We start from the raw sequence: 18,976 nt of genomic DNA on the forward strand, positions 1-18,976 counted from the left end.
CGGGATCAGTTGAGCTTGCGGGTCCCCTCCGGGAGCCCACCACCGGCGTAGACGTCCTCGGCGAGGGTGGCCAGGGCCGTGAGCGCGACGTTCTGGCTCCACGGGCCGTAGGAGACGCGGGCGACGCCGAGCTCCTGGAGCTTGGCGAGGGGCAGCGAGCCGGGGACACCGATGAGGTTGACCTTCTGGGGGCCGAGGGCGTCGACGAGGGCGGTGACGGCAGCCTCGTCGAGCTTTCCGGGGACGAAGAACGTCGAGGCACCGGCGTCGAGGTAGGCCCGGCCGCGCTCGATGGCGTCGGCCAGGACGTCCTGCGGGTCGCGGTCACCGGCCTTGACGTAGGCGTCCGTGCGGGCGTTGAGGACGAACGGGATCCCGGCCTTCTCGCCCGCGGCCACCGCGGCCTCGACGGCCTTCACCGAGTCGGCGAGCGGCTTCATCTGGTCCTCGAGGTTCGCCCCGACGATGCCGACGTCGATCGCCCGGCTGATCGTCTCGCCGGCGTCGCCGTAGCCCCCCTCGAGGTCTGCGGTCACGGGGAGGTCGACCGCTGCGGCGATCCGGCCGACGGCCTCGATCATGAGGTCGCGCGGGATCTGCTCGCCGTCGGGGTACCCGTGGGAGGCGGCGATGGAGTGGCTGGCCGTGGCCAGCGCCTTGGTGCCGGGGGTGTCCGCGACGACCGTCGCCGTGATGACGTCCCAGACGTTGACGACGAGCAGGAGCTCGGGGTCGGTGTGGAGTCGGAGGAGTTCGCGGGCCTTGTCAGCGGTGGTTGCCATGTCTCGAAACTACTTGAGCCAGAACGAATCGGCCTTCTGAGCGCGAACCGGGACAAGCGGATCCCGATGCCCTCCACTCGCTGGCGCACCCCGCTCCGCGAGCCGCAGAATGGCCTCGTGGACGACGGCGCAGGACCGCGACGACGGCCCACCTCCGGCCCGATGCGGGTCGTGTGGGCGCTGGTCGCGTTCGCGGGCGCCGGCGTCCTCGGCCTCCTGCTCGTCCTCCCCCGGTCCCGACACCTGCGGCCTCGACGGGTGCTGGCGTGCGACCTGTGCCAGCGCCGTCACCGACGCCTCCTCGCCGCCATGGTCGTGCTGGCGCTGCTCTCCGTCGTCGGCGTCGGCCTGCGCGTCTCCCAGCGGGCCCGCGCCCTGCCCGCCTGCCTCGCCCCCACGTCCATCGCCGAGGGGCGCAGCGTCACCGACCCGCTCATGCCTGCACCGGCCCCACTGCGCTCCAGGGTGCGGTCGCTGCTGACCGCCCCCGCCAGCGGTCTCGCTCTCGGCTTCGCCGAGCTCCAGGGGCGTGGCCTGTGCAGCGTGGGCGACCCCCAGATCACGCTGGTCTTCATCCCGGCGGCCAAGGACCTCAACGGTGGGGTCGTCGGGGAGGTGTTCCTCGCCTCGCCGACCCCGCGGATGAACCCGATCCGCGCCGAGCTGCTCGCCCGGCACGAGTCGCGCCACGTCGACCAGTGGGCGGTGCTGACGCTGGTCGGCGGCGTGGCACTGCTGCCCCTGGCCTACCTCGTGGACGAGACGTTGTTCCCGGTGTCCGAGAACCACTTCGAGCAGTCCGCCGGGCTGGACGAGGGCGGCTACCCGCCCGTGCCGGACCCTCCTGTCGGGCCGCGGGGGTGGGCGATCGCCCTGTGGGCGGGGGTGCTGCTCGTGCTGGCGCGTCGGCGGATCCGCTGGGCCGTGCGCACCGCGGTACGCCGTCGCAGCACGCACACCGAGGGCCGGTGCCCCGTGCACACCCCGGGATGGCGCTGACGTCAGACGGCGGCGAGCACGCTCACATAGTTGGCGACGGCCAACCCACCCATGTTGTGGACGGCGGCGATGCGCGGGGAGTCCAGCTGCATGTCACCCGCGGTGCCGGTCAGTTGCATCGCGGCAAGCACGTGCTGCGACACCCCGGTGGCCCCCACGGGGTGGCCCTTGGACTTGAGCCCACCGGAGACGTTCACCGGGAGCCGGCCCCCGGGGACGACCCACCCCTCGTCCAGCGCGCGGCGGCCCTCGCCGCGCGGCGTCAGCCCCATCACCTCGTAGAGCACGAGCTCGGCGATGGTGAAGCAGTCGTGCACCTCGGCGAGGTCGAGGTCGTCCAGCCCGACCCCGGCCATCTCCAGCGCTCGGGCCCAGGCCGCGACGCTGCCCGCGAGCTCCAGCGGGTCGCGTGAGGTCGTGGGGAGGAAGTCGTTGGCGTGGCCGAACCCCTTGAGCCGCACCGGATCTGTGGCGGCGCCGTCCGTCGGCGAGGTGCTGAGCACGACCGCCGCAGCACCGTCGGAGATCGGCGAGCAGTCGGTGCGCCGCAACGGCTCGGCCACGACGGGGTTGCGCTCGGACGTGGTCTGGCAGAACTCCTCGCCGAGGTCCTTGCGCAGCTGCGCCCAGGGGTTGCGGACGCCGTTGCGGTGGTTCTTGGCCGCGATGAGGCCGAGGGTGTCCGAGACGGGGCCGTACTGCTTCTCGTAGTGCCGGGCGACCTCGGCGAAGATGCCGGCGAACCCCGTCGAGGATGCCGTCCCCGCGAGCTCGTAGTCGGCGCCGAGCAGCGCAGCCCCCACGACGTCCGGGGTGGCGTGCGTCATCTTCTCGGCCCCGACGACCAGCACGGTCCGGGCCGTCCCCGCGAGCAGCGCCTTGACGCCCTGCTGGAACGCGGCCGACCCCGAGGCGCAGGCGTTCTCGACCCGGGTCGACGGGGTGTTGGCGAGGTCCGGCGAGACCTGCAGGGCCAAGGACGACGGGAAGCCGAGCGGCACCATCCCCGAGTTGAACTGGCCCAGGTAGATCTCGTCCACCGCGCCCGGCTCCACGCCGGCGGCCTCGAGGGCCTGCGTCGCCGCGGTCACCACGAGCGACTCGACGCTCTCCCCCTCCAGGCGGCCGAACGGCGTGTGCCCCCATCCGGTGAGCAGGACATCGGTTCCGAACTTCTCCTGCAGGCTCATGTCCAGCAGGTTAGCCGCGCCCTGCTGACGAGCCATGGTGGTGGCCCACCCCTCTCGCCCACGGAAGTGGCGGTAGCGCACACGGAGCCGACGGCCGTGCCGTGGTGGGGTAGCGGCTGTGTACGAGCACCTCGACGACCCGCGTCACTGGACCCTCCCCGAGGTGGTGGACGCCCAGGCCGCCGCGCGCGGCGAGGACACCTTCCTCACGGTGCTGGGTGAGGGCGAGCTCACGTATGCCGCGGCCGCCCGTGAGGCGCGATCCGTCGCCGCGCGCTGGTCCGCCCTCGGCGTGCGCCCCGGTGACGCCGTGGCCGTCCTCCTCCCGAGCGGTCTGGACTTCGTCCGGCTGTGGCTCGGGTTGGGGCGGCTCGGCGCGGTCCTCGTCCCGGTCAACACCGCGCTGACCGGCGACTTCCTGGCCCACCAGCTGCGACAGTCCGGGGCCCGCGTGGTCGTCGCCGGCGGCGACGCACTGGCGGCCGTGCGGGAGGTCCTCCCGGACCTGCCGGGCGTCCGGCTGGTGACGCACGAGGGGTTCGACGAGTCGGGTGACGAGCCGGGTGACGAGCCTGGTGACGAGGAGGGCTGGGACGGGCCGCTGCCGACGGCGTCCGACACCGCGTGCGTCATCTTCACGTCCGGCACTACCGGACCCTCCAAGGGCGTCCTGATGCCGCACGCGCACTGCTACCTGTTCGGACGCGGCACGATCGAAGGGCTGGGGCTCACGAGCGCGGACCGCTACTACGTCACGATGCCGCTGTTCCACGCCAACGGCTTGTTCATGCAGCTCTACGCGACCCTCATCGCCGGGGCGCACGCGGTCCTGCGTCCCCGCTTCAGCGCCAGCGCCTGGCTGGCCGACATCCGCGAGCACCGCTGCACGGTGACCAACACCCTCGGGGCGATGTCGCAGTTCGTCATCGCCCAACCGCCCGCGGACACCGACACCGACCACGCCCTGCGCGTCATCTGCCCCGTCCCCAACCCACCCGCCCACGAGGCCGCCTGGCGCGAGCGGTTCGGCGTCGCCGAGGTCGTGACGGCGTACGGCATGACCGAGGTCAACATCCCGCTCTACGGACGGCTCGGCACCACTCGACCCGGCACCGCCGGCGTCGCCCTCGACCGCTTCTTCGAGGTGTCGGTCCGCGAGCCCGACACCGACCTCCCCGTCGCCACTGGTGATGTCGGCGAGATCATGGTCCGCCCACGGATTCCTTCCGGCTTCATGTCCGGCTACCTCGGCCAGCCGGAGGCAACCGTGGCCGCGTGGCGCAGCTTCTGGTTCCACACCGGGGACTCCGGGACGATGGACGAGGACGGTTGGGTGACATTCGTGGACCGCACCAAGGACTGCATCCGTCGCCGCGGCGAGAACATCTCCTCCTACGAGGTGGAGTCGGCCGTCGCCGATCTCGCCGGTGTCGCCGAGGTCGCCGCGTATGCCGTGCCGGCCGGTGCCGAGGGCACCGAGGACGAGGTGATGCTCGCCGTCGTCCCCGAGGACGGGATCTGCCTCACGCCGGAAGCCGTTGCAGGGCATGCCGACCGGGTGCTGCCGCGGTTCGCCCGACCGCGGTACGTCGAGATCCTCGCCGAGCTGCCGAGGACGCCGACCGCCAAGGTGCGCAAGCAGGAGCTGCGCACCCGGGCGGTCACGGCAGCGACGTGGGACCGCGACGCGCAGACCTGACTCCGCCCCCACTGAGGCCCAACGCTGGCCCGCCGCGCTCTGGCTCAGACGTGGAAGGTGGCGGTGAAGTCCTCTGCGGCGACGGGCAGCACGAAGGTGGCCCCACCCGCCTGCGGGCCGGGCGCCACGCTGACGTCGCCGAGGTCCACCGCGGTCGGCTGCGCCCCGTGCACGACGAGGTGGAAGACCTCCCGACGGAACTGCGGGTAGCCGTCACCCTCGACCTGTGCCGCGACCGTGACCTGCGACCCCGAGCGCGTCAGGGTGAAGGTCGTGCGCCAGGCAGCCCCGTCGACGGAGGCGGTGGTGAGGCCGTCGTCCTCCACCAACCTCGACGTGTGCGCACCGTCCGAGTGCGGGACGAACACGTGCAGCTCGATCGCGTCCGGGTGGAACCCGTCGGTCGAGGCAGGCGCTGTCTCCCACATCGGGATGACCGCCCCACCACGGGCGTACACCGGGATCCGGTCCATCGGGGTCGACGCCACGACGAAGGACCGACCGCGGTGCAGCTCGGCGGAGTGCCAGTCGTACCAGTCACCGTCGGGCAGGTGGACCTGCCGCGAGGTCGTCCCGGCCTCGGTCACCGGGGCGACGAGGAGGTCGGTCCCGAAGAGGTACTGGTCGTCGATGTCGCGGACCGTTCCGTCGTACTGGTGGTCGAAGACCATCGGCCGCTGCACCGGCTCCCCGGTCAGGGACGCCCGCACGAACGCGCTGTAGATGTACGGCATCAGTCGGTAACGCAGCCGGATCGCGTCGCGGACGATGTCCTCCACGACCGGCCCGAACGCCCAGGCGTACTGGTCGACGTTGCCGATCATCGAGTGGTTGCGGCAGAACGGCGTGAGCACCCCGTACTGCATCCACCGCGTGAACAGCTCCGGGTCGGAGCTGCCCGCGAAGCCGCCCACGTCGGCGCCGACGAAGGCCTGCCCGGACACCCCGAAGCCCGAACCCATCGCGATGCTCAGCCACAGGTGGTCCCAACGGGAGAGGTTGTCCCCCATCCAGTTCGCGGCGTACCGCTGGATCCCGGCGAACCCGGCGCGCGACAAGATGAAGGTCCGCAGCTCCGGCATGGCGTCCTGGAGCCCCTGCGTCGTGCCCATCGCCATGAGCAGGGCGTACTGGTTGCGGTAGCGCTCATGGGCGAACTCGCCTCTGCCGAAACGCATCCCGTCGGGGGCGATGGAGCCGGTGGCCGGCTCGTTCATGTCGTTCCAGATGCCTGCGATCCCGGACTGCACGTGCTTGGCGTTGAGCCCGCCCCACCACTCGCGCGCCTCCTCGGTGACGAAGTCCGGGAACGCGGTGTTGCCCGGCCAGACCTGGCCGATGTAGGTGTCGCCCCCGGCGGTGCGGCAGAAGACGTCGCGCTCCACACCCTCGTCGAAGACGGCGTAGCCGGGGTCCCACTTCACGCCGGGGTCGATGATCGTGATGACCTTGAACCCCTGGTCGGAGAGCCGCTCGAGCATCCCCGGGGCATCGGGGAACTTCTCGGTGTCCCAGGTGAAGACGCGGTAGCCGTCCATGTAGTCGATGTCGAGCCACAGTGCGTCGCAGGGGATCTCGTCGTCGCGGTGGCGCCTGCCCAGCGCCTCGACCGCGTCCTCGGTGTAGTCGAACCAGCGGCACTGGTGGTAGCCCAACGACCAGAGCGGCGGCAGCTGGGTTCGCCCGGTGAGGGCGGTGTACCGCGTCAGGATCTGCGGCATGTCCGGCCCGGCGAAGATGTACTCGGTCCACTGTCCACCGCGGAACGTCACGCGGTACTCGTCGTGCGCCGAGAACTCGTACTCGCCCCGGTAGCCGTTGTCCATGAACGAGGCCGCCATCGAACCGGCGGGGTAGGTCTGGTGGTAGAAGAACGGGATCGTCACGTAGAACGGGTCGAACTCGACGCTCGTCCGGTCGCCGCGGGGGTCGCCCTCCGCCTTGCCCGCGGTGAACTCGCCGGCGGCGTCGGGGCTGAGGACGTCGGTGTTCCACATGGTGAAGTCGCGGCCCTTGCGGTTGTGCCTCCCCGACTTCTCGCCGAGGCCGAAGACCGCGTCCTCCTGGCGGCACCGACGGCGCACGGTGAACGTGTCGTTGAGCGTGGCGTAGGCCCAGTAGCGGCCCTGCTCGTCGGCGGCGGTCTCCACGACGGCGCTGCCGTCGGTGCGGTGCACGTCGAGCCGGAACGGTGCGAGCCACAGCGACACGACCATGGCCGACGTCGTGAGCGTCACCCGTTCCTCGTCCCGGGCCAGCGCGAACTCGACCGGTCCTGCCATCGGGTCGACGCAGACCGCGAACGTCGGGGACTCGTCGAAGACCCCTCCGCGACTCATCTTGACGCGCACCACGTCGTCGCTGACCAGGTCGACGCGCAGCTGCTCCGACTCCACCTCGGCCAGCAGCCCGCGGTCGGTCCCCGTGACCGTCCCGACCTTCTCGAAGCGGATGAAGTGGTCGGTCTGCAGCACGAGGAAAGGCCTCTCGGTGGGACGGAACGGGACTGGTCGCACGAGGTGCGCGCCGGGCGCCGGACCGTGCGCGGCGTGGGCCGGTTCGCCTCGCTCGGCGCCGCCTCATTCTGGTGCCGTCGGCGGTGGGGCGTCCACCTCGCCGACCGCCGAGACAAGTCGTCCGAAACCTGCCGTCGCCCGTGCATTCCGGCGTACAGTGCAGAAGTGCCAGCGACCCCGGTGGCCGCACCCCATGACCACGCGGTGATCTTCTACGACCACGACTCCGAGATCGTCTCGGCGGTGGCCGCATACGCGCACGAGGGTCTGCAGGCTGGGGACGGTGTCCTGCTCGTCGCCACCCCGGCGCACCGCAGCGCGATCAGTGCCGCGCTCGAGGACCTGGGCACCGACGTCGCGGCCCTCGTCGAGAGCGGTCGGCTGGACCTGCGGGACGCCCAGACCGTGCTCGACGACTTCCGTCCTGAGGGCCGGCTCGACCTCGAACGGTTCGAGGACGAGATGCGGACCGAGGTCGGCGCAGCGACCGGCGGAGGCCGCCGCGTGCGCCTCTTCGGCGAGATGGTCACCCTGCTCTGGCAGGAGGGAGACGTCGGTGGTGCCGTGCACCTCGAGACCATCTGGAACGACGTCATCGCCGACCACGACGTCGGCCTGCTGTGCAGCTACCCCACGGCGTTGCTCGCCTCCGCCGGGCTCGCCGAGATCCGTGAGACCTGCGCCCTGCACTCGGAGGTGCTGGCGCCCACGACCTACGGGTCGACGCGGCCGCTCCCGGCCGACCCCGGCGAGCACGTCGCCGACCTCGCCACGGCTCAGCGCACCGAGGTGTTCGTGCCGACGACGGCCGCGGTCACCGCAGCACGCCGTTTCGTCGGCGCCACCCTCGAGCACTGGGAGCTCGACCACATCGCCGCCGACGCCCTGCTCGTCGTCTCCGAGATGGCGACCAACGCGGTCCTGCACGCCGGCTCACCGTTCCGCGTCTTCATCCACCACTCCCCCGGCGTCCTGCACCTCTCGGTGCGCGACGCCCAGCGCGGGTGGTTCGAGCAGGGCCGCCCCACCGACGCCGAGGTGAACGGGCGTGGGGTCAGCATCGTCGAGGCGGTCGCCGAGCGCTGGGGCTGCGACGCCGTCTCCGACGGCAAGGTCGTCTGGGCCGAGATCTCCACCGGGGTCTGACCTCGGAGGTCTGACCCCGGAGGTCTGACCTCGGCCCTCGCAACGACCTCCTCGGGTCAGCCGGGCTGTCCGGGCTCTCGGTCGTCGCCCAGGAATGCCAGGGTGGCGGCCGCGAACAACGGTGAGCTGCACAGGGAGTAGTGCGTCAGCCCCGGCAGGATCGCCAGCGCGTGACCGCCGGACGGGCGCCCCTCGCCCATCCACCCACCGTCGCGCTGTCCTCCGTCGAGGAGCGTGAACACCTCGACGTAGTGGCTCGGCGGCGCCATGTCGGCGTCGGCGCACACGACCAGGGTGGGGACCTGCAGCCCGCGCACCTGCTCGGTGAAGTCGAACTCGGGAAGCATCGCCTCGCCGACCTTGTCGAGCAGCCGCCCGAAGTCCTCCGGCCGCGGGGCCACCCGCTGGTACAGCTCGAACATCGGGGTGTCCTTCATGAACGGCAGCGCGGCCGAGCTGACCTGCCGCTGCTGCTCGCGCATCTCGGGGTAGATGGCCCGGGAGTTGATGTTGGCGCTGGCCATGACGAGGCGGCCGAACTTCTCCGGGTGCCGCACCGCCGTCTGGAGCGCCACACCCCCACCCAGCGAGTAGCCCACCACATCGGCTCCGACGATCCCGAGGTGGTCGATCAGAGCCGCGACGTCGTCGGCCATCGCGTGCAGGTCCAGCGGTCGGTCGATGTCAGCGGTGCGGCCGTGGCCCTGGAGGTCCACGAGCACGACGCGGTGCTGCTCGGCGAGCAGGGTGAGGACGGGTCCGAACATCTCCCCCGAACCCAGCCCGCCGTGCAGCAGCACCACCGGGGACCCCTCGCCGTGCAGCTCGTAGTACATCTGCAGCCCGTTGACCTCGGCGATGGTGCCGGCGCCCTTCGACCCAGCGCTGTGCGTCGCCGTGTTCGCCGCAGTGTCTGCTGCGGTGGTGGTGCTGGTCATCTGGTGCTCCTTGCTGTGGGGATGGCACGCCATCGGTGGCGGTCTCACGGGCGTAGACCGCCGCCGGGGCCGGAAGTCATCGCTGCCAGGTCAGGAGAGCTCTGCTCACGCCCCGACGGCGATGTGGATCGTCACGACGTCTCCGACCTCGATCTCCTCGGCGCGCAGGACCGCGAACTTCAACGGCACCGCATACGCACCATCCTTGGGGAACAGCGAGGTGGTCCAGGCCGTCGGCCCGATCCGGGCGCGCACGGGGATCATGCCCCAGCCGTAGCTCACCTGTGGGGCCACCGCCTCCAGCGCCCCGCACTCCTCCTCGGGCACGGTGACGAAGTGCCACGGCGAAGGTCCTCTCCAGAACCACACCGGGCCGGTGAGCTCGAGCTCCATCGCAGCAGGATGGGCACCGTCGACGATCACCATGCTCAGGGGCGCCAGTCGTCCGGCGGGTCCTCTCCCACGAGGCCGTCCACGGACTCGCGGATCAGGTCCGCGTGGCCGGTGTGCCGGCCGTACTCCTCCACGAGGTCGAAGACGAGGCGACGGAGACTGGCGTGCCGACCATCCGGCGCTGTCACGTGCACCTCCTGCTCGAGGCCGCCCTCCGCCACCGCCGCCGCGAGGGTCGCCCGCGACCGGGCGACCGCCCCGTCCCACAGGGCGTACAGCTCCTGCGGCGAGTCGTCGGCCGCCGAGGTGAAGTCCCACCCCTCGCCGCTGCGCTCCATCTCGGTCCACGGCGACCCCATCGGCTCGCCCTTCATCTTGGTCGAGAAGATGTGGTCCTCGCACGCGGCGAGGTGCTTGAGGAGCGCGCCCAGGGTGAGCGACGACGCCCCCACGCGGGTGTCGAGGCCGGCGGCGTCGAGACCGCCCGCCTTCCACCGGAACGTCGTCCGGAGTCTCTCGAGCGCCCCGGTGAGGTGCTCGACCTCGGTCCCGGCCATCGGAGGCTCCCAGGCGGGCGGCTCCCAAGCGGGCGGCTCCCAGTCGGCCGACTCCAATGGCCGCTCCAACGGCGGCTGCCCGGTGCTGTCTTCGGTGCTCATGGTGTCGAGGGTAGGGACGGTTCCGGACGGATCACTTCCGCATCGTGTGCCAATCTGGGCCGGTGGACACCACCAACCCGACGGCCCGCGCCCTGTTGTGCCTCGAGCTGCTGCACGACTCCCCCGGCATCACCGCCGATCGCCTCGGGGAACGGCTCGGCGTCACCTCACGCGCAGCCCGCCGGTACGTGGGCACCCTGCGCGAGGCCGGCATCCCCGTCGAGTCCACGAGGGGTCCGTACGGCGGCTACCGGGTCGGACGAGGGCTGCGGCTGCCTCCCCTGACGTTCAGCTCGGCCGAGGCCCTTGGTCTGGTCATGGCGGTGCTCGACGGTCACCACGACGCCGGCAACGCTGCGGACCCCGTGGGCAGCGCCTTGGCCAAGATCGTGCGCGCGCTTCCCGAGTCGGTTGCAGCGCAGGCTGATTCGGTACGACGTACTGCATCTTCCGCGCCGGACCGGGCAGCGGCTCGACCCGACCCCTCCACCGCTGCGACCCTGGTGAACGCCAGCGCCGACCGCCGACGGGTGCGCGTGACCTACCACTCGGAGTCGGGGAGAACCTGGGACGTGGAGGTGGACCCGTGGGCCGTCGTGGTGCGGCACGGTCGCTGGTACCTCCTGTGCCGGGCCCGCCCCGAGACCGCAGAGTCCGCGGTGCGGACCTACCGCGTGGACCGGGTGTCCCGCGTCGAGGTCCTGGACGCCGCCTTCACCCCACCAGCAGACCTCGACGCGGTGGCCCTCCTCGAGGAGAACCTCGCGACCGGTTGGGAGTATGCCGCCGACGTCCTCATCGAGGCACCGCTCGCCACCGCCGAGCACTGGCTCCCCCGCGCCCTCGGACGACTCGAGGAGGTCGACGGCCACACCACCCGTCTGGTCGGGAGCACGAGCAACCCGTGGTGGTATGCCGAGCAGCTCGCCGTCCTGCGGGTGCCGTTCTCGATCGTCGGCTGCACCGAGCTCCAGGAGGTCGCCAGGGCGGTCGGCCAGCGCCTCGTCGCCGCCGGCAGCCCCGCGCCGGACACCACTCCCGCTTCCGCCGGAGCTGCCGCAGCGCTCCACGACACCGTCTCAGCAGGTCACCCCCAGAGCGCGAGCTCGTCCTGACGAGGCCACCCGTCCACCGAGGACGAGGCTCTGGACGAACCCCCGAAGGTCATCACCACCGGCTCGTCCGGCGTCCAGGCCGACCAGCCCGGGTCACCCGTGGTGGCGAAGTCGACCCAGGCCCGGTGCATCGTGTCGGCCACGTCCTGCGGTGCCCCTTCACCCACCATGCCGGACCCGCCGCCGAGGGTGTCGAAGACGAACGGCAGCTCGAGGGCGTGACACGCGCCGAGATCGGCCACCCGTGTCTGCCAACCGAACTCGTACACGTGGACCCTGGCCCCCTGCGCGTGCTGAGCCGAGGCGACCTGCGCTGTGGGGGCGCGAAAGCCTGCGTCCGTGAGGATGGCTGCGGCGACGTCCCCGGCGGCGTCACCCGGGCGGTTCGCGGAGTATGTCTCGACGACACCGGCGGGCCAGCCGTAGCGGGTCGCGAGGAATGGCAGCGCCGGTGCGGTGATCTTCGCGGCGACCCCCGTCGGCACCATGAACAGACGCATCTCCTCGGTCGTCGTACCGATGAGCAGTGGCACCCCGGCGGCGGCCCCGTCCGCAAGACGGTCTGCCGGCACGCCGGGGACGAGGTCGCCGTCGACGACCGGGAACAGGCTCATGATCCCCAGCCCGCCGCGCAGCACCGAGGGTCCCCAGCGCTGCGGGTCCGGGTCGGACTGGACAGCGAGGGTGAGGGCCCCCTGCGCCGCAGCCACGACCTGCGGGTCGAGGGCGGAGAACGCCTCCGCGGTGGGAGGCACGCCGAGGAGCTCGGCGAGCTCGGCTGCCACGCGGCGCGCGTCCTCCAGGCTGCACACAGCCGTGCCACCGCCGGACTGGACGATGGCGCGGTGGAACAGACCGGTTGCGGCGGGGGACGCCATGAGCGTCGCGACGCTCATCCCGCCAGCCGACTCCCCGAAGATCGTCACGTCCTTGGGGTGGCCACCGAAGGCCGCGATGTTGTCGCGCACCCACTCCAGCGCGGCGACCTGGTCCCGCAGCCCGAGGTTGGTCGGGGCGCCGTCGAGCGCCGCGAACCCCGGCGCCCCGAGCCGGTAGTTGACCGAGACCAGGACCACCCCGTCCCGGGCAAACCCCGAACCGTCATACGTGGCAACGCTGTTCGCACCACGGACGAACGCTCCTCCATGGATCCAGACCATGACCGGGAGCGCCTCACCGCGGTCGGACGGGGTCCAGATGCTGACGTTGAGGTAGTCGTCGCCTGGGTCGACCGAGCTCGGCAGGAACTGGTCCATGGGGCTGGGGTAGGCCGACTGGGCCGCCGTCGGTCCGTGGACGCTCGCGTCACGCTCCCCCTCCCACGGCACGACGGGCTCGGGCAGGCGGTACCGCGCGGCGCCGACGGCCGGCGCGGCATACGGGACTCCGAGGTAGGCGTCGACACCGTCGCGGGCGGCGCCGCGCACGAGTCCACCGGTGGTCTTCACGACGGGAGGCATCTGCTCATCCAACCAGCCGCCGCGGCGGTCGGCACGGTGTCGCTCAGTAGCCTGACGCCGTGACCACCGACCGGACCCCCGCCCTCGTGGTCGCTGACGCCCTCGACGAGGCGCGACGACGCGGGCAGCTGTCCGACCGGGACCTGTCGGGGGACGTGGCCCACTTCGCCGCCCACCTGGGCCCGGTGTGCGAAGCCTGGGGCCTCACCCCACGCGGGTGGTTCGACGGCGGAGCCGGTATGCCGACGGTCGACGTCGTGCGCGCGGACGGCAGTGCCGCCGTCCTCAAGGTCGCCGCTCCCCCCGGGCCTCGAGGCCGCCGCAGGCGTCATGGTGGCGGCATCGGGTCACGGGTACGCGGAGGTCCTCGCGTGGGACCCGTCTGTCGGTGCGCTGCTGACCGAGCGGCTCGGTGGGGACCTGTGGAGCGAGCACCCCGGCCTCCGCCAGCAGGCCGCGGTGGTGGCGCCGCTCCTCCGGGACGCGTGGCAGGTTCCGCTCGGGTCGGGGAAGCCGTTGGCGCGCAAGGCATCCGGCCTCGTGGCGATCCTCGACGAACTCGGCCCTCGCTACGGGGAGGGCCATGAGGACGCCCTGCGCCTGGCCCGGTCCTACGCGCAGGACCTGGCGTCGACCGAACAGCCCGAGGTGGTCTGTCACGGCGACCCGCACGCCGGCAATGTCCTGCGCCGTGGTCCGGGGTGGGCCCTCATCGACCCCGACGGGTTCGTGGGCGAGCGGGCCTACGACCTCGGCGTGGTCGTGCGGGACGCCTGCCGGGAGTACCGCGCGGCCGAGGACGAGCACCAGGTCGGGGGTGTCGGCTCCGGTGCCGATCTCCTGCGCGACGCCTGCACCTTCCTCGCTGAGGTGACCGGGACCGACGCCGAACGGATCTGGCGCTGGGGCTACGTCGAGCGCGTCACCACCGGGCTCTACCTCGCTTGGCACGGGTACCCGGACGAGGCCACGACCTTCCTCGACACCGCCGGCGAGGTCGCCGCGCAGGTCTGAGGTCAGCCCTCGTGGTCGTGGGCGTACTCCACGTCGTAGGCCGGTCCGAGCTCGAGCTGGAGGTCGCGGGACAGTCGACGACCCGAGGTGACCCACGCGGCGTACGAGTCCTGCTCACGGATGCGGAAGCCCTTGTCGTGCAGGTGTTCCCAGCGCCGCGCCCAGGCCAGCAGGTCGGCCGTCAGCCGCGGCGAGAGAGGCAGCGTCTCGAGGTCGACCATGCCGTGCTTGCTCCAGACCGGGTCGGCGTCCCAGTCGGCCATGACTCTCAGCTCCATGGACCGACGGTGGCACATCCACAGGCACTCCCACCTGCGGTTGTGCCGGACCTTTGCCATCTCCTTGACGACTCCCGACCTGACCAAGAGGGAGCCGTGGGGAGGGTCCCGGTGCGGCCCTCAGACGGCAGGCGTCCCGCCGCCCGACCGGCGTTCCTCGCGCAGCCTGGGCTCGGTGCGCCGTTCGGGGTGGATGCCCCTTTTGTCCCGGTAGAAGTCGCGCACCTGGTCCATGACGGCCACGACGTCGGCGCTCGCCTCGATGGTCGGACCGAAGCCGGCGGTGCGCGACGGACCGTCGATGAACGCGAGGGCGATCGGGAGGTGGGCCTCGCGGGCGATCCGCCAGAACCCGGACTTCCAGTACTCACCCTTGGTGCGCGTGCCCTCGGCGGCGAGGATCAGCAGGAAGGGCTCGCCGCTGCGCGCCTCGCGCACGAGGTCGCGGACCACCGCGCCGGGGTTGTCGCGGTCGAGCGACACTCCGCCGAGCCGGGTGAGCAGCCACCCGAAGGGGCCCTTGAAGAGGGAGTGCTTGATGAGCACCCGTGGGGTGACCCCGCCGCGCCACATGATGAGCAGCATCATCACGAAGTCCCAGTTGGAGGTGTGCGGCGCGCCCACGAGGATCCCGCTCCTGGGCACGTCGCCCACGGCGGTCCACCGCGCGAGCCGCAGCACCACCCTGGCCAGCCGACTCCTCATGACCCCGTCCTCTCCTGGGGCGGTCTGCCCCGAGGGGAACAACCTACGGGTACGGCGTCACGACACCGCAGCGCGGACCAGCTCGACCACCTTCTCCTCCACGGCCGGGCTCCACCGCAGCAGGGCGAAGGACGCGGCCCACATGTCGCCGTCGTCGAGGTGCGCAGCGTCCTGGAAACCCAACGTGGAGTACCGGTAGTTGAACTTCCCGGAGTCCTGGAAGAACAGCACGACCTTCCCCTCGTCGTTGGCGTACGCGGGCATGCCGTACCAGGTCTTCGGCGACAGCTCTGGTGCCGTGGCGCTCACCGTGACGTGGACCCGCTCGGCCAGGGCGCGGTCCGCCGGGGCCATCGCCGCGATCTTCTCGAGCAGGTCCTGCAACCCGTCTGCCTTCTTGGCCCCCTTCCTGCCCTCCGCGCGCAGCTCGGCGGCCCGCTCCTTCATCGCGGCACGCTCCTGCGCCGTGAAGCCGTCGGTCTCCGTGGTCTTGCCGGCCATGTCTGCTCCTCTGGTGAGTGTTCAGCTGGATCTCAGGACCTTGTCCATCGCCTTCCCCTTGGCCAGCTCGTCGACGAGCTTGTCGAGGTAGCGGATCTTCTGCATGAGCGGGTCCTCGACGTCCTGCACGCGCACGCCGCAGACCGACCCCGTGATCAGCGAGGCGTTCGGGTTCAGCCGCGCCTGGGCGAAGAAGTCCTCGAAGGTCGTCCCGGAGTCGAGGTGGTGCTGCAGCGACGACCCGTCGAAGCCCGTGAGCCACTCGATCACCTGGTCCACCTCCGCCCTGGTGCGGCCCTTGCGCTCCGCCTTGGCGACGTAGTGGGGGTACACCGAGGCGACGCTGACCCCGAAGATCCGACTCATGCCCGCTCCTTGGCCAGCTTCCCGAGACGGGTCCAGGTCTCGACGACGGTGTCCGGGTTGAGCGACATCGTGTCGATCCCCTGCTCGAGCAACCAGTCGGCGAGGTCGGGGTGGTCGCTCGGGCCCTGGCCGCAGATGCCGACGTACTTGCCCCGCGCCTTGCAGGCCGCGATCGCGGTGCCGAGCATGAACTTCACGGCAGGGTCGCGTTCGTCGAAGCCGGCAGCCACGAGGCTCGAGTCCCGGTCCAGGCCGAGGGTCAGCTGCGTCATGTCGTTGGAGCCGATGGAGAACCCGTCGAAGTGGTCGAGGAACTGGTCGGCGATGACGGCGTTGGACGGCAGCTCGCACATCATGATCACCGACAGGTCGTTCTCCCCGCGGACCAGGCCGTTCTCCCCCAGCAGGTTGATGACGCCCTCGGCCTCGGTGACGGTGCGGACGAACGGGATCATCACCTTGACGTTGGAGAGGCCCATGTCGTCGCGGACGAAGCGCAGCGCCTCGCACTCCATGGCGAAGCACTCGCGGAACTCCTCCGAGAGGTACCGCGAGGCACCGCGGTACCCGATCATCGGGTTCTCCTCGTGCGGCTCGTAGAGCTCGCCCCCGATGAGGTTCGCGTACTCGTTCGACTTGAAGTCGGACATGCGCACGATGACCGGCTTGGGCGCGAACGCCGCGGCGATGGTGGCCACGCCCTCGGCGACCCGCTGGACGAAGTACTCCCGCGGCGACGCGTACGGCGCCACGGCGGCGTCGACCTTCTCGCGCACCTCACCCGTCAGCTTCTCGTGGTCGAGCAGCGCCTTGGGGTGGATGCCGATCTGGCGGTTGATGATGAACTCCAGCCGGGCCAGGCCGACGCCCTCGTTCGGCAGGCGCGAGAAGGAGAACGCCTGGTCCGGCGTCCCGACGTTCATCATGATCCCGACCGGCACCTCGGGCATGGCCTGCATGTCGGTCTCCTCGACGGCGAAGTCGAGCAGGCCCTCGTAGACGTACCCGGTGTCGCCCTCGGCGCAGGACACGGTGACCTCGCGGCCGTCGGCGAGCTCCTTGGTGGCGTTGCCGGCACCGACGACGGCGGGGATCCCGAGCTCACGCGCGATGATCGCCGCGTGGCAGGTGCGGCCACCGCGGTTCGTGACGATCGCGCTGGCCCGCTTCATGATCGGCTCCCAGTCGGGGTCGGTCATGTCGGCGACGAGGACCTCACCGGCGTTGAAGTCGCGCATCTGGTCCGCCGACTTGAGCACTCGCACGGCCCCGGCGCCGACCTTCTGCCCGATCGCCCTGCCCTCGACGAGCAGCGGTCCCTTCTCGTTGATGCGGTAGCGCGAGATCGTCGTGGCCGACTGCCGCGACTTCACCGTCTCCGGGCGTGCCTGGAGGATGTAGAGCTGGCCGTCGGTGCCGTCCTTGCCCCACTCGATGTCCATGGGCCGGCCGTAGTGGTCCTCGATGACCAGCGCGTGCCGGGCCAGCTCCTCGACCTCGGCGTCGGTGAGGCTGAGCAGCGGCTGATCGGCCGGGTCCACGTCGACGAACTCCGTCGTGCGCCCCACCGCCGCGTCGGAGGTGTAGACCATCTTGGTCGCCTTACCGCCGACGCCGCGTTTGAGGATGGCCGGGCGACCGGCGCGCAGTCCGGGCTTGTAGACGTAGAACTCGTCGGGGTTGACCGCGCCCTGGACGACGGCCTCACCGAGACCGTAGGACGAGGTGATGAAGACGGCGTCGTCGAAGCCGGACTCGGTGTCCATGGTGAACATCACGCCCGAGGCACCGACGTCGGAGCGCACCATGCGCTGCACACCGGCAGACAGGGCCACGTCCTCGTGCTCGAAACCGTGGTGCACGCGGTAGGCGATGGCGCGGTCGTTGTACAGCGACGCATACACCTCCTTGACCGCCTGGAGGACGGCGTCGATCCCGCGGATGTTGAGGAAGGTCTCCTGCTGGCCGGCGAACGACGCGTCGGGCAGGTCCTCGGCGGTGGCGCTCGAGCGCACGGCGAAGGACGCCTCGTCGTTGTCGGCCACGAGCTGGTCGTACGCCGCCCGGATGTCGGCCTCCACGTCCTCCGGCAGCGCCTGCTCGATGATCGCCTCGCGGACCTTCCGACCCACGTCGGACAGCGCGATGACGTCCTCGCTGTCGAGGTCCTTCATCAGCCCGACGATGGTCTGCGCGAGGCCCTTCTGCTCGATGAAGCGCCGGTACGCGTCCGCGGTCGTCGCGAAGCCGTCCGGCACGCGCACGCCTGCCTCCGACAGGTTGCTCACCATCTCTCCGAGCGAGGCGTTCTTGCCGCCCACCTGGTCGATGTCCTTCATTCCGAGGGTGGAGAACCACAGCACGTTGGTCATGGGCGACTTCCTTCGAGGGAGGGGCGAGATCCGAGGGTCTGCAGGATGAGGGTGGACATCTCCTCCACCGAGCGGGTGGTGGAGTTGATGACGGGTATGCCGTTCGCCTTGTAGAGCGCGTCGGCTCGCCGGAGCTCTTTGGTGCACTGCTCGAGCGACGCGTACGGCGAGTTCGGACGGCGCTGCTGGCGGACCTCGCTCAGCCGCGCGGGGGTGGCGATCAGGCCGAAGCAGCGGTCGCCGAGCTCGGCGATGGGCCGGGGCAGGTTGGTCGTCTCGAGGTCCTCGTCGAGCAGCGGGTAGTTGGCGACGAAGACACCGTGCTGGAGCGCGAGGTACATCGTCGTCGGGGTCTTGCCGCACCGCGAGGGCGCCACGAGGATCACCTCGGCGCGGTCGAGCGCACGCAGGCTCTGGCCGTCGTCGTGCTCGATGGCGAACTCGATGGCCTGCATGCGGGAGTTGTAGCGCTTGATGTCGCCGACGCCGTGCAGCCGGGCGGCGACCCGGGCGCCCGAGGCGCCGAGGATCGACTCGACCTTCTCCATGTGCATCTCGAAGAAGTCGATGATCGGGACCCGCGACGTGCGCAGGACCTCCCGGACTTCGTCGGTCGCGGCGGTCGTGAAGGCCAGCGGGGTCACCGGTCCGTCCATGGCCTCGTCGAGGACGGCGACGACCTTGCGCGCCTCCTCGGCGGTGGCGATGAAGGGGATGAGCCGGCGCTCGAAGATCAGGTCGGGGAACTGGATGAGCAGGGCGTTGCCCATCGTCTCCGCGCTGATCCCCGTGCTGTCGGACAGGAAGAACACCGGGATCGGTCCACGCTCCATTGCGCTCCTT

General features: G+C 71.1%; 18 protein-coding genes. 5 read left to right on the forward strand and 13 right to left on the reverse strand.

Annotation, left to right across the window (positions count from 1 at the left end; genetic code table 11):
* Positions 1 to 5: 5 nt before the first annotated feature.
* A complete protein-coding gene (locus ABD286_RS02140; RefSeq protein ID WP_344189813.1) occupies positions 6 to 782 on the reverse strand; it encodes an isocitrate lyase/PEP mutase family protein in 777 nt (258 codons plus the stop codon).
* A 66-nt stretch (positions 783 to 848) separates the two neighbouring features.
* On the opposite strand from ABD286_RS02140, the gene ABD286_RS02145 reads away from it, so the two are divergent.
* Complete coding sequence (locus tag ABD286_RS02145) at positions 849 to 1,781, forward strand: hypothetical protein (RefSeq protein ID WP_344189815.1); 933 nt, start codon at positions 849 to 851, stop codon at positions 1,779 to 1,781.
* A gap of 2 nt (positions 1,782 to 1,783) precedes the next feature.
* On the opposite strand, the gene ABD286_RS02150 is transcribed toward ABD286_RS02145, so the two are convergent.
* Positions 1,784 to 2,971, reverse strand: a complete 1,188-nt coding sequence (locus tag ABD286_RS02150; RefSeq protein ID WP_344189817.1) for an acetyl-CoA acetyltransferase — start codon at positions 2,969 to 2,971, stop codon at positions 1,784 to 1,786.
* Positions 2,972 to 3,089: 118 nt separating this feature from the next.
* On the opposite strand from ABD286_RS02150, the gene ABD286_RS02155 reads away from it, so the two are divergent.
* Positions 3,090 to 4,670, forward strand: coding sequence for an AMP-binding protein (locus ABD286_RS02155; protein WP_344189819.1), 1,581 nt, complete (start codon positions 3,090 to 3,092; stop codon positions 4,668 to 4,670).
* 44 nt (positions 4,671 to 4,714) lie between these two features.
* Here the strand turns inward: ABD286_RS02155 and ABD286_RS02160 are convergent, their stop codons facing one another.
* Positions 4,715 to 7,144, reverse strand: coding sequence for a glycoside hydrolase family 31 protein (locus ABD286_RS02160; RefSeq protein WP_344189821.1), 2,430 nt, complete (start codon positions 7,142 to 7,144; stop codon positions 4,715 to 4,717).
* A 207-nt stretch (positions 7,145 to 7,351) separates the two neighbouring features.
* Between ABD286_RS02160 and ABD286_RS02165 the strand changes: the two genes are divergently transcribed.
* Entirely contained in the window at positions 7,352 to 8,332 is a 981-nt protein-coding gene (locus ABD286_RS02165; RefSeq protein ID WP_344189823.1) for an MEDS domain-containing protein, read from the forward strand.
* Between the two features lie 56 nt (positions 8,333 to 8,388).
* On the opposite strand, the gene ABD286_RS02170 is transcribed toward ABD286_RS02165, so the two are convergent.
* From ABD286_RS02170 to ABD286_RS02180, 3 genes are all read right to left on the reverse strand, one after another.
* Positions 8,389 to 9,270, reverse strand: a complete 882-nt coding sequence (locus ABD286_RS02170; RefSeq protein WP_344189825.1) for an alpha/beta fold hydrolase — start codon at positions 9,268 to 9,270, stop codon at positions 8,389 to 8,391.
* A 105-nt stretch (positions 9,271 to 9,375) separates the two neighbouring features.
* The gene (locus tag ABD286_RS02175; RefSeq protein ID WP_344189827.1) at positions 9,376 to 9,663 is read right to left on the reverse strand and encodes a DUF1905 domain-containing protein; all 288 of its coding nucleotides are present in this window, start codon (positions 9,661 to 9,663) and stop codon (positions 9,376 to 9,378) included.
* 35 nt (positions 9,664 to 9,698) lie between these two features.
* Positions 9,699 to 10,322 (reverse strand): mycothiol transferase, encoded by a 624-nt coding sequence (locus ABD286_RS02180; RefSeq protein ID WP_344189829.1) that lies wholly within the window; start codon positions 10,320 to 10,322, stop codon positions 9,699 to 9,701.
* Positions 10,323 to 10,384: 62 nt separating this feature from the next.
* Between ABD286_RS02180 and ABD286_RS02185 the strand changes: the two genes are divergently transcribed.
* Positions 10,385 to 11,437, forward strand: coding sequence for a helix-turn-helix transcriptional regulator (locus ABD286_RS02185; protein ID WP_344189831.1), 1,053 nt, complete (start codon positions 10,385 to 10,387; stop codon positions 11,435 to 11,437).
* On the opposite strand, the gene ABD286_RS02190 is transcribed toward ABD286_RS02185, so the two are convergent.
* Positions 11,410 to 12,897 (reverse strand): carboxylesterase/lipase family protein, encoded by a 1,488-nt coding sequence (locus ABD286_RS02190; protein ID WP_344189833.1) that lies wholly within the window; start codon positions 12,895 to 12,897, stop codon positions 11,410 to 11,412. The two genes, ABD286_RS02185 and ABD286_RS02190, sit on opposite strands and share 28 nt — an antisense overlap.
* A gap of 330 nt (positions 12,898 to 13,227) precedes the next feature.
* Between ABD286_RS02190 and ABD286_RS02195 the strand changes: the two genes are divergently transcribed.
* Positions 13,228 to 13,911, forward strand: a complete 684-nt coding sequence (locus ABD286_RS02195; RefSeq protein WP_344189835.1) for an aminoglycoside phosphotransferase family protein — start codon at positions 13,228 to 13,230, stop codon at positions 13,909 to 13,911.
* Positions 13,912 to 13,913: 2 nt separating this feature from the next.
* On the opposite strand, the gene ABD286_RS02200 is transcribed toward ABD286_RS02195, so the two are convergent.
* The 6 genes from ABD286_RS02200 to ABD286_RS02225 all read right to left on the reverse strand — a co-directional run bounded on the left by ABD286_RS02200 (position 13,914) and on the right by ABD286_RS02225 (position 18,966).
* Entirely contained in the window at positions 13,914 to 14,189 is a 276-nt protein-coding gene (locus ABD286_RS02200; RefSeq protein WP_344189837.1) for a hypothetical protein, read from the reverse strand.
* Positions 14,190 to 14,309: 120 nt separating this feature from the next.
* Positions 14,310 to 14,894: a 1-acyl-sn-glycerol-3-phosphate acyltransferase gene (locus ABD286_RS02205; RefSeq protein ID WP_344189839.1), complete on the reverse strand. Its 585-nt coding sequence runs from the start codon at positions 14,892 to 14,894 to the stop codon at positions 14,310 to 14,312.
* A gap of 57 nt (positions 14,895 to 14,951) precedes the next feature.
* Positions 14,952 to 15,395 (reverse strand): iron chaperone, encoded by a 444-nt coding sequence (locus tag ABD286_RS02210; RefSeq protein ID WP_344189841.1) that lies wholly within the window; start codon positions 15,393 to 15,395, stop codon positions 14,952 to 14,954.
* Positions 15,396 to 15,416: 21 nt separating this feature from the next.
* Positions 15,417 to 15,761 carry a DUF2200 domain-containing protein gene (locus tag ABD286_RS02215; RefSeq protein ID WP_344189843.1) on the reverse strand — a complete coding sequence of 115 codons (345 nt, stop codon included), beginning with the start codon at positions 15,759 to 15,761 and terminating at the stop codon, positions 15,417 to 15,419.
* Positions 15,758 to 18,133 carry a phosphoenolpyruvate synthase gene (ppsA, locus tag ABD286_RS02220; RefSeq protein ID WP_344189845.1) on the reverse strand — a complete coding sequence of 792 codons (2,376 nt, stop codon included), beginning with the start codon at positions 18,131 to 18,133 and terminating at the stop codon, positions 15,758 to 15,760. Before ppsA ends, ABD286_RS02215 begins: the two co-directional genes overlap by 4 nt.
* Positions 18,130 to 18,966, reverse strand: a complete 837-nt coding sequence (locus ABD286_RS02225) for a pyruvate, water dikinase regulatory protein (protein ID WP_344189847.1) — start codon at positions 18,964 to 18,966, stop codon at positions 18,130 to 18,132. Before ABD286_RS02225 ends, ppsA begins: the two co-directional genes overlap by 4 nt.
* Positions 18,967 to 18,976: the final 10 nt, after the last annotated feature.

Source organism: Pedococcus aerophilus, assembly GCF_039532215.1.
Lineage (GTDB): Bacteria > Actinomycetota > Actinomycetes > Actinomycetales > Dermatophilaceae > Pedococcus > Pedococcus aerophilus.

What these genes read in the sequence shown, in the direction of transcription:
- ppsA (WP_344189845.1), bottom strand. Translation starts at nt 18,133, where the DNA reads ATGACCAACGTGCTGTGGTTCTCCACCCTCGGAATGAAGGACATCGAC.
- ABD286_RS02170 (WP_344189825.1), bottom strand. Translation starts at nt 9,270, where the DNA reads ATGACCAGCACCACCACCGCAGCAGACACTGCGGCGAACACGGCGACG.
- ABD286_RS02225 (WP_344189847.1), bottom strand. Translation starts at nt 18,966, where the DNA reads ATGGAGCGTGGACCGATCCCGGTGTTCTTCCTGTCCGACAGCACGGGG.
- ABD286_RS02205 (WP_344189839.1), bottom strand. Translation starts at nt 14,894, where the DNA reads ATGAGGAGTCGGCTGGCCAGGGTGGTGCTGCGGCTCGCGCGGTGGACC.
- ABD286_RS02210 (WP_344189841.1), bottom strand. Translation starts at nt 15,395, where the DNA reads ATGGCCGGCAAGACCACGGAGACCGACGGCTTCACGGCGCAGGAGCGT.
- ABD286_RS02195 (WP_344189835.1), top strand. Translation starts at nt 13,228, where the DNA reads ATGGTGGCGGCATCGGGTCACGGGTACGCGGAGGTCCTCGCGTGGGAC.
- ABD286_RS02150 (WP_344189817.1), bottom strand. Translation starts at nt 2,971, where the DNA reads ATGAGCCTGCAGGAGAAGTTCGGAACCGATGTCCTGCTCACCGGATGG.
- ABD286_RS02180 (WP_344189829.1), bottom strand. Translation starts at nt 10,322, where the DNA reads ATGAGCACCGAAGACAGCACCGGGCAGCCGCCGTTGGAGCGGCCATTG.
- ABD286_RS02190 (WP_344189833.1), bottom strand. Translation starts at nt 12,897, where the DNA reads ATGCCTCCCGTCGTGAAGACCACCGGTGGACTCGTGCGCGGCGCCGCC.
- ABD286_RS02200 (WP_344189837.1), bottom strand. Translation starts at nt 14,189, where the DNA reads ATGGAGCTGAGAGTCATGGCCGACTGGGACGCCGACCCGGTCTGGAGC.
- ABD286_RS02215 (WP_344189843.1), bottom strand. Translation starts at nt 15,761, where the DNA reads ATGAGTCGGATCTTCGGGGTCAGCGTCGCCTCGGTGTACCCCCACTAC.
- ABD286_RS02145 (WP_344189815.1), top strand. Translation starts at nt 849, where the DNA reads ATGCCCTCCACTCGCTGGCGCACCCCGCTCCGCGAGCCGCAGAATGGC.
- ABD286_RS02140 (WP_344189813.1), bottom strand. Translation starts at nt 782, where the DNA reads ATGGCAACCACCGCTGACAAGGCCCGCGAACTCCTCCGACTCCACACC.
- ABD286_RS02175 (WP_344189827.1), bottom strand. Translation starts at nt 9,663, where the DNA reads ATGGAGCTCGAGCTCACCGGCCCGGTGTGGTTCTGGAGAGGACCTTCG.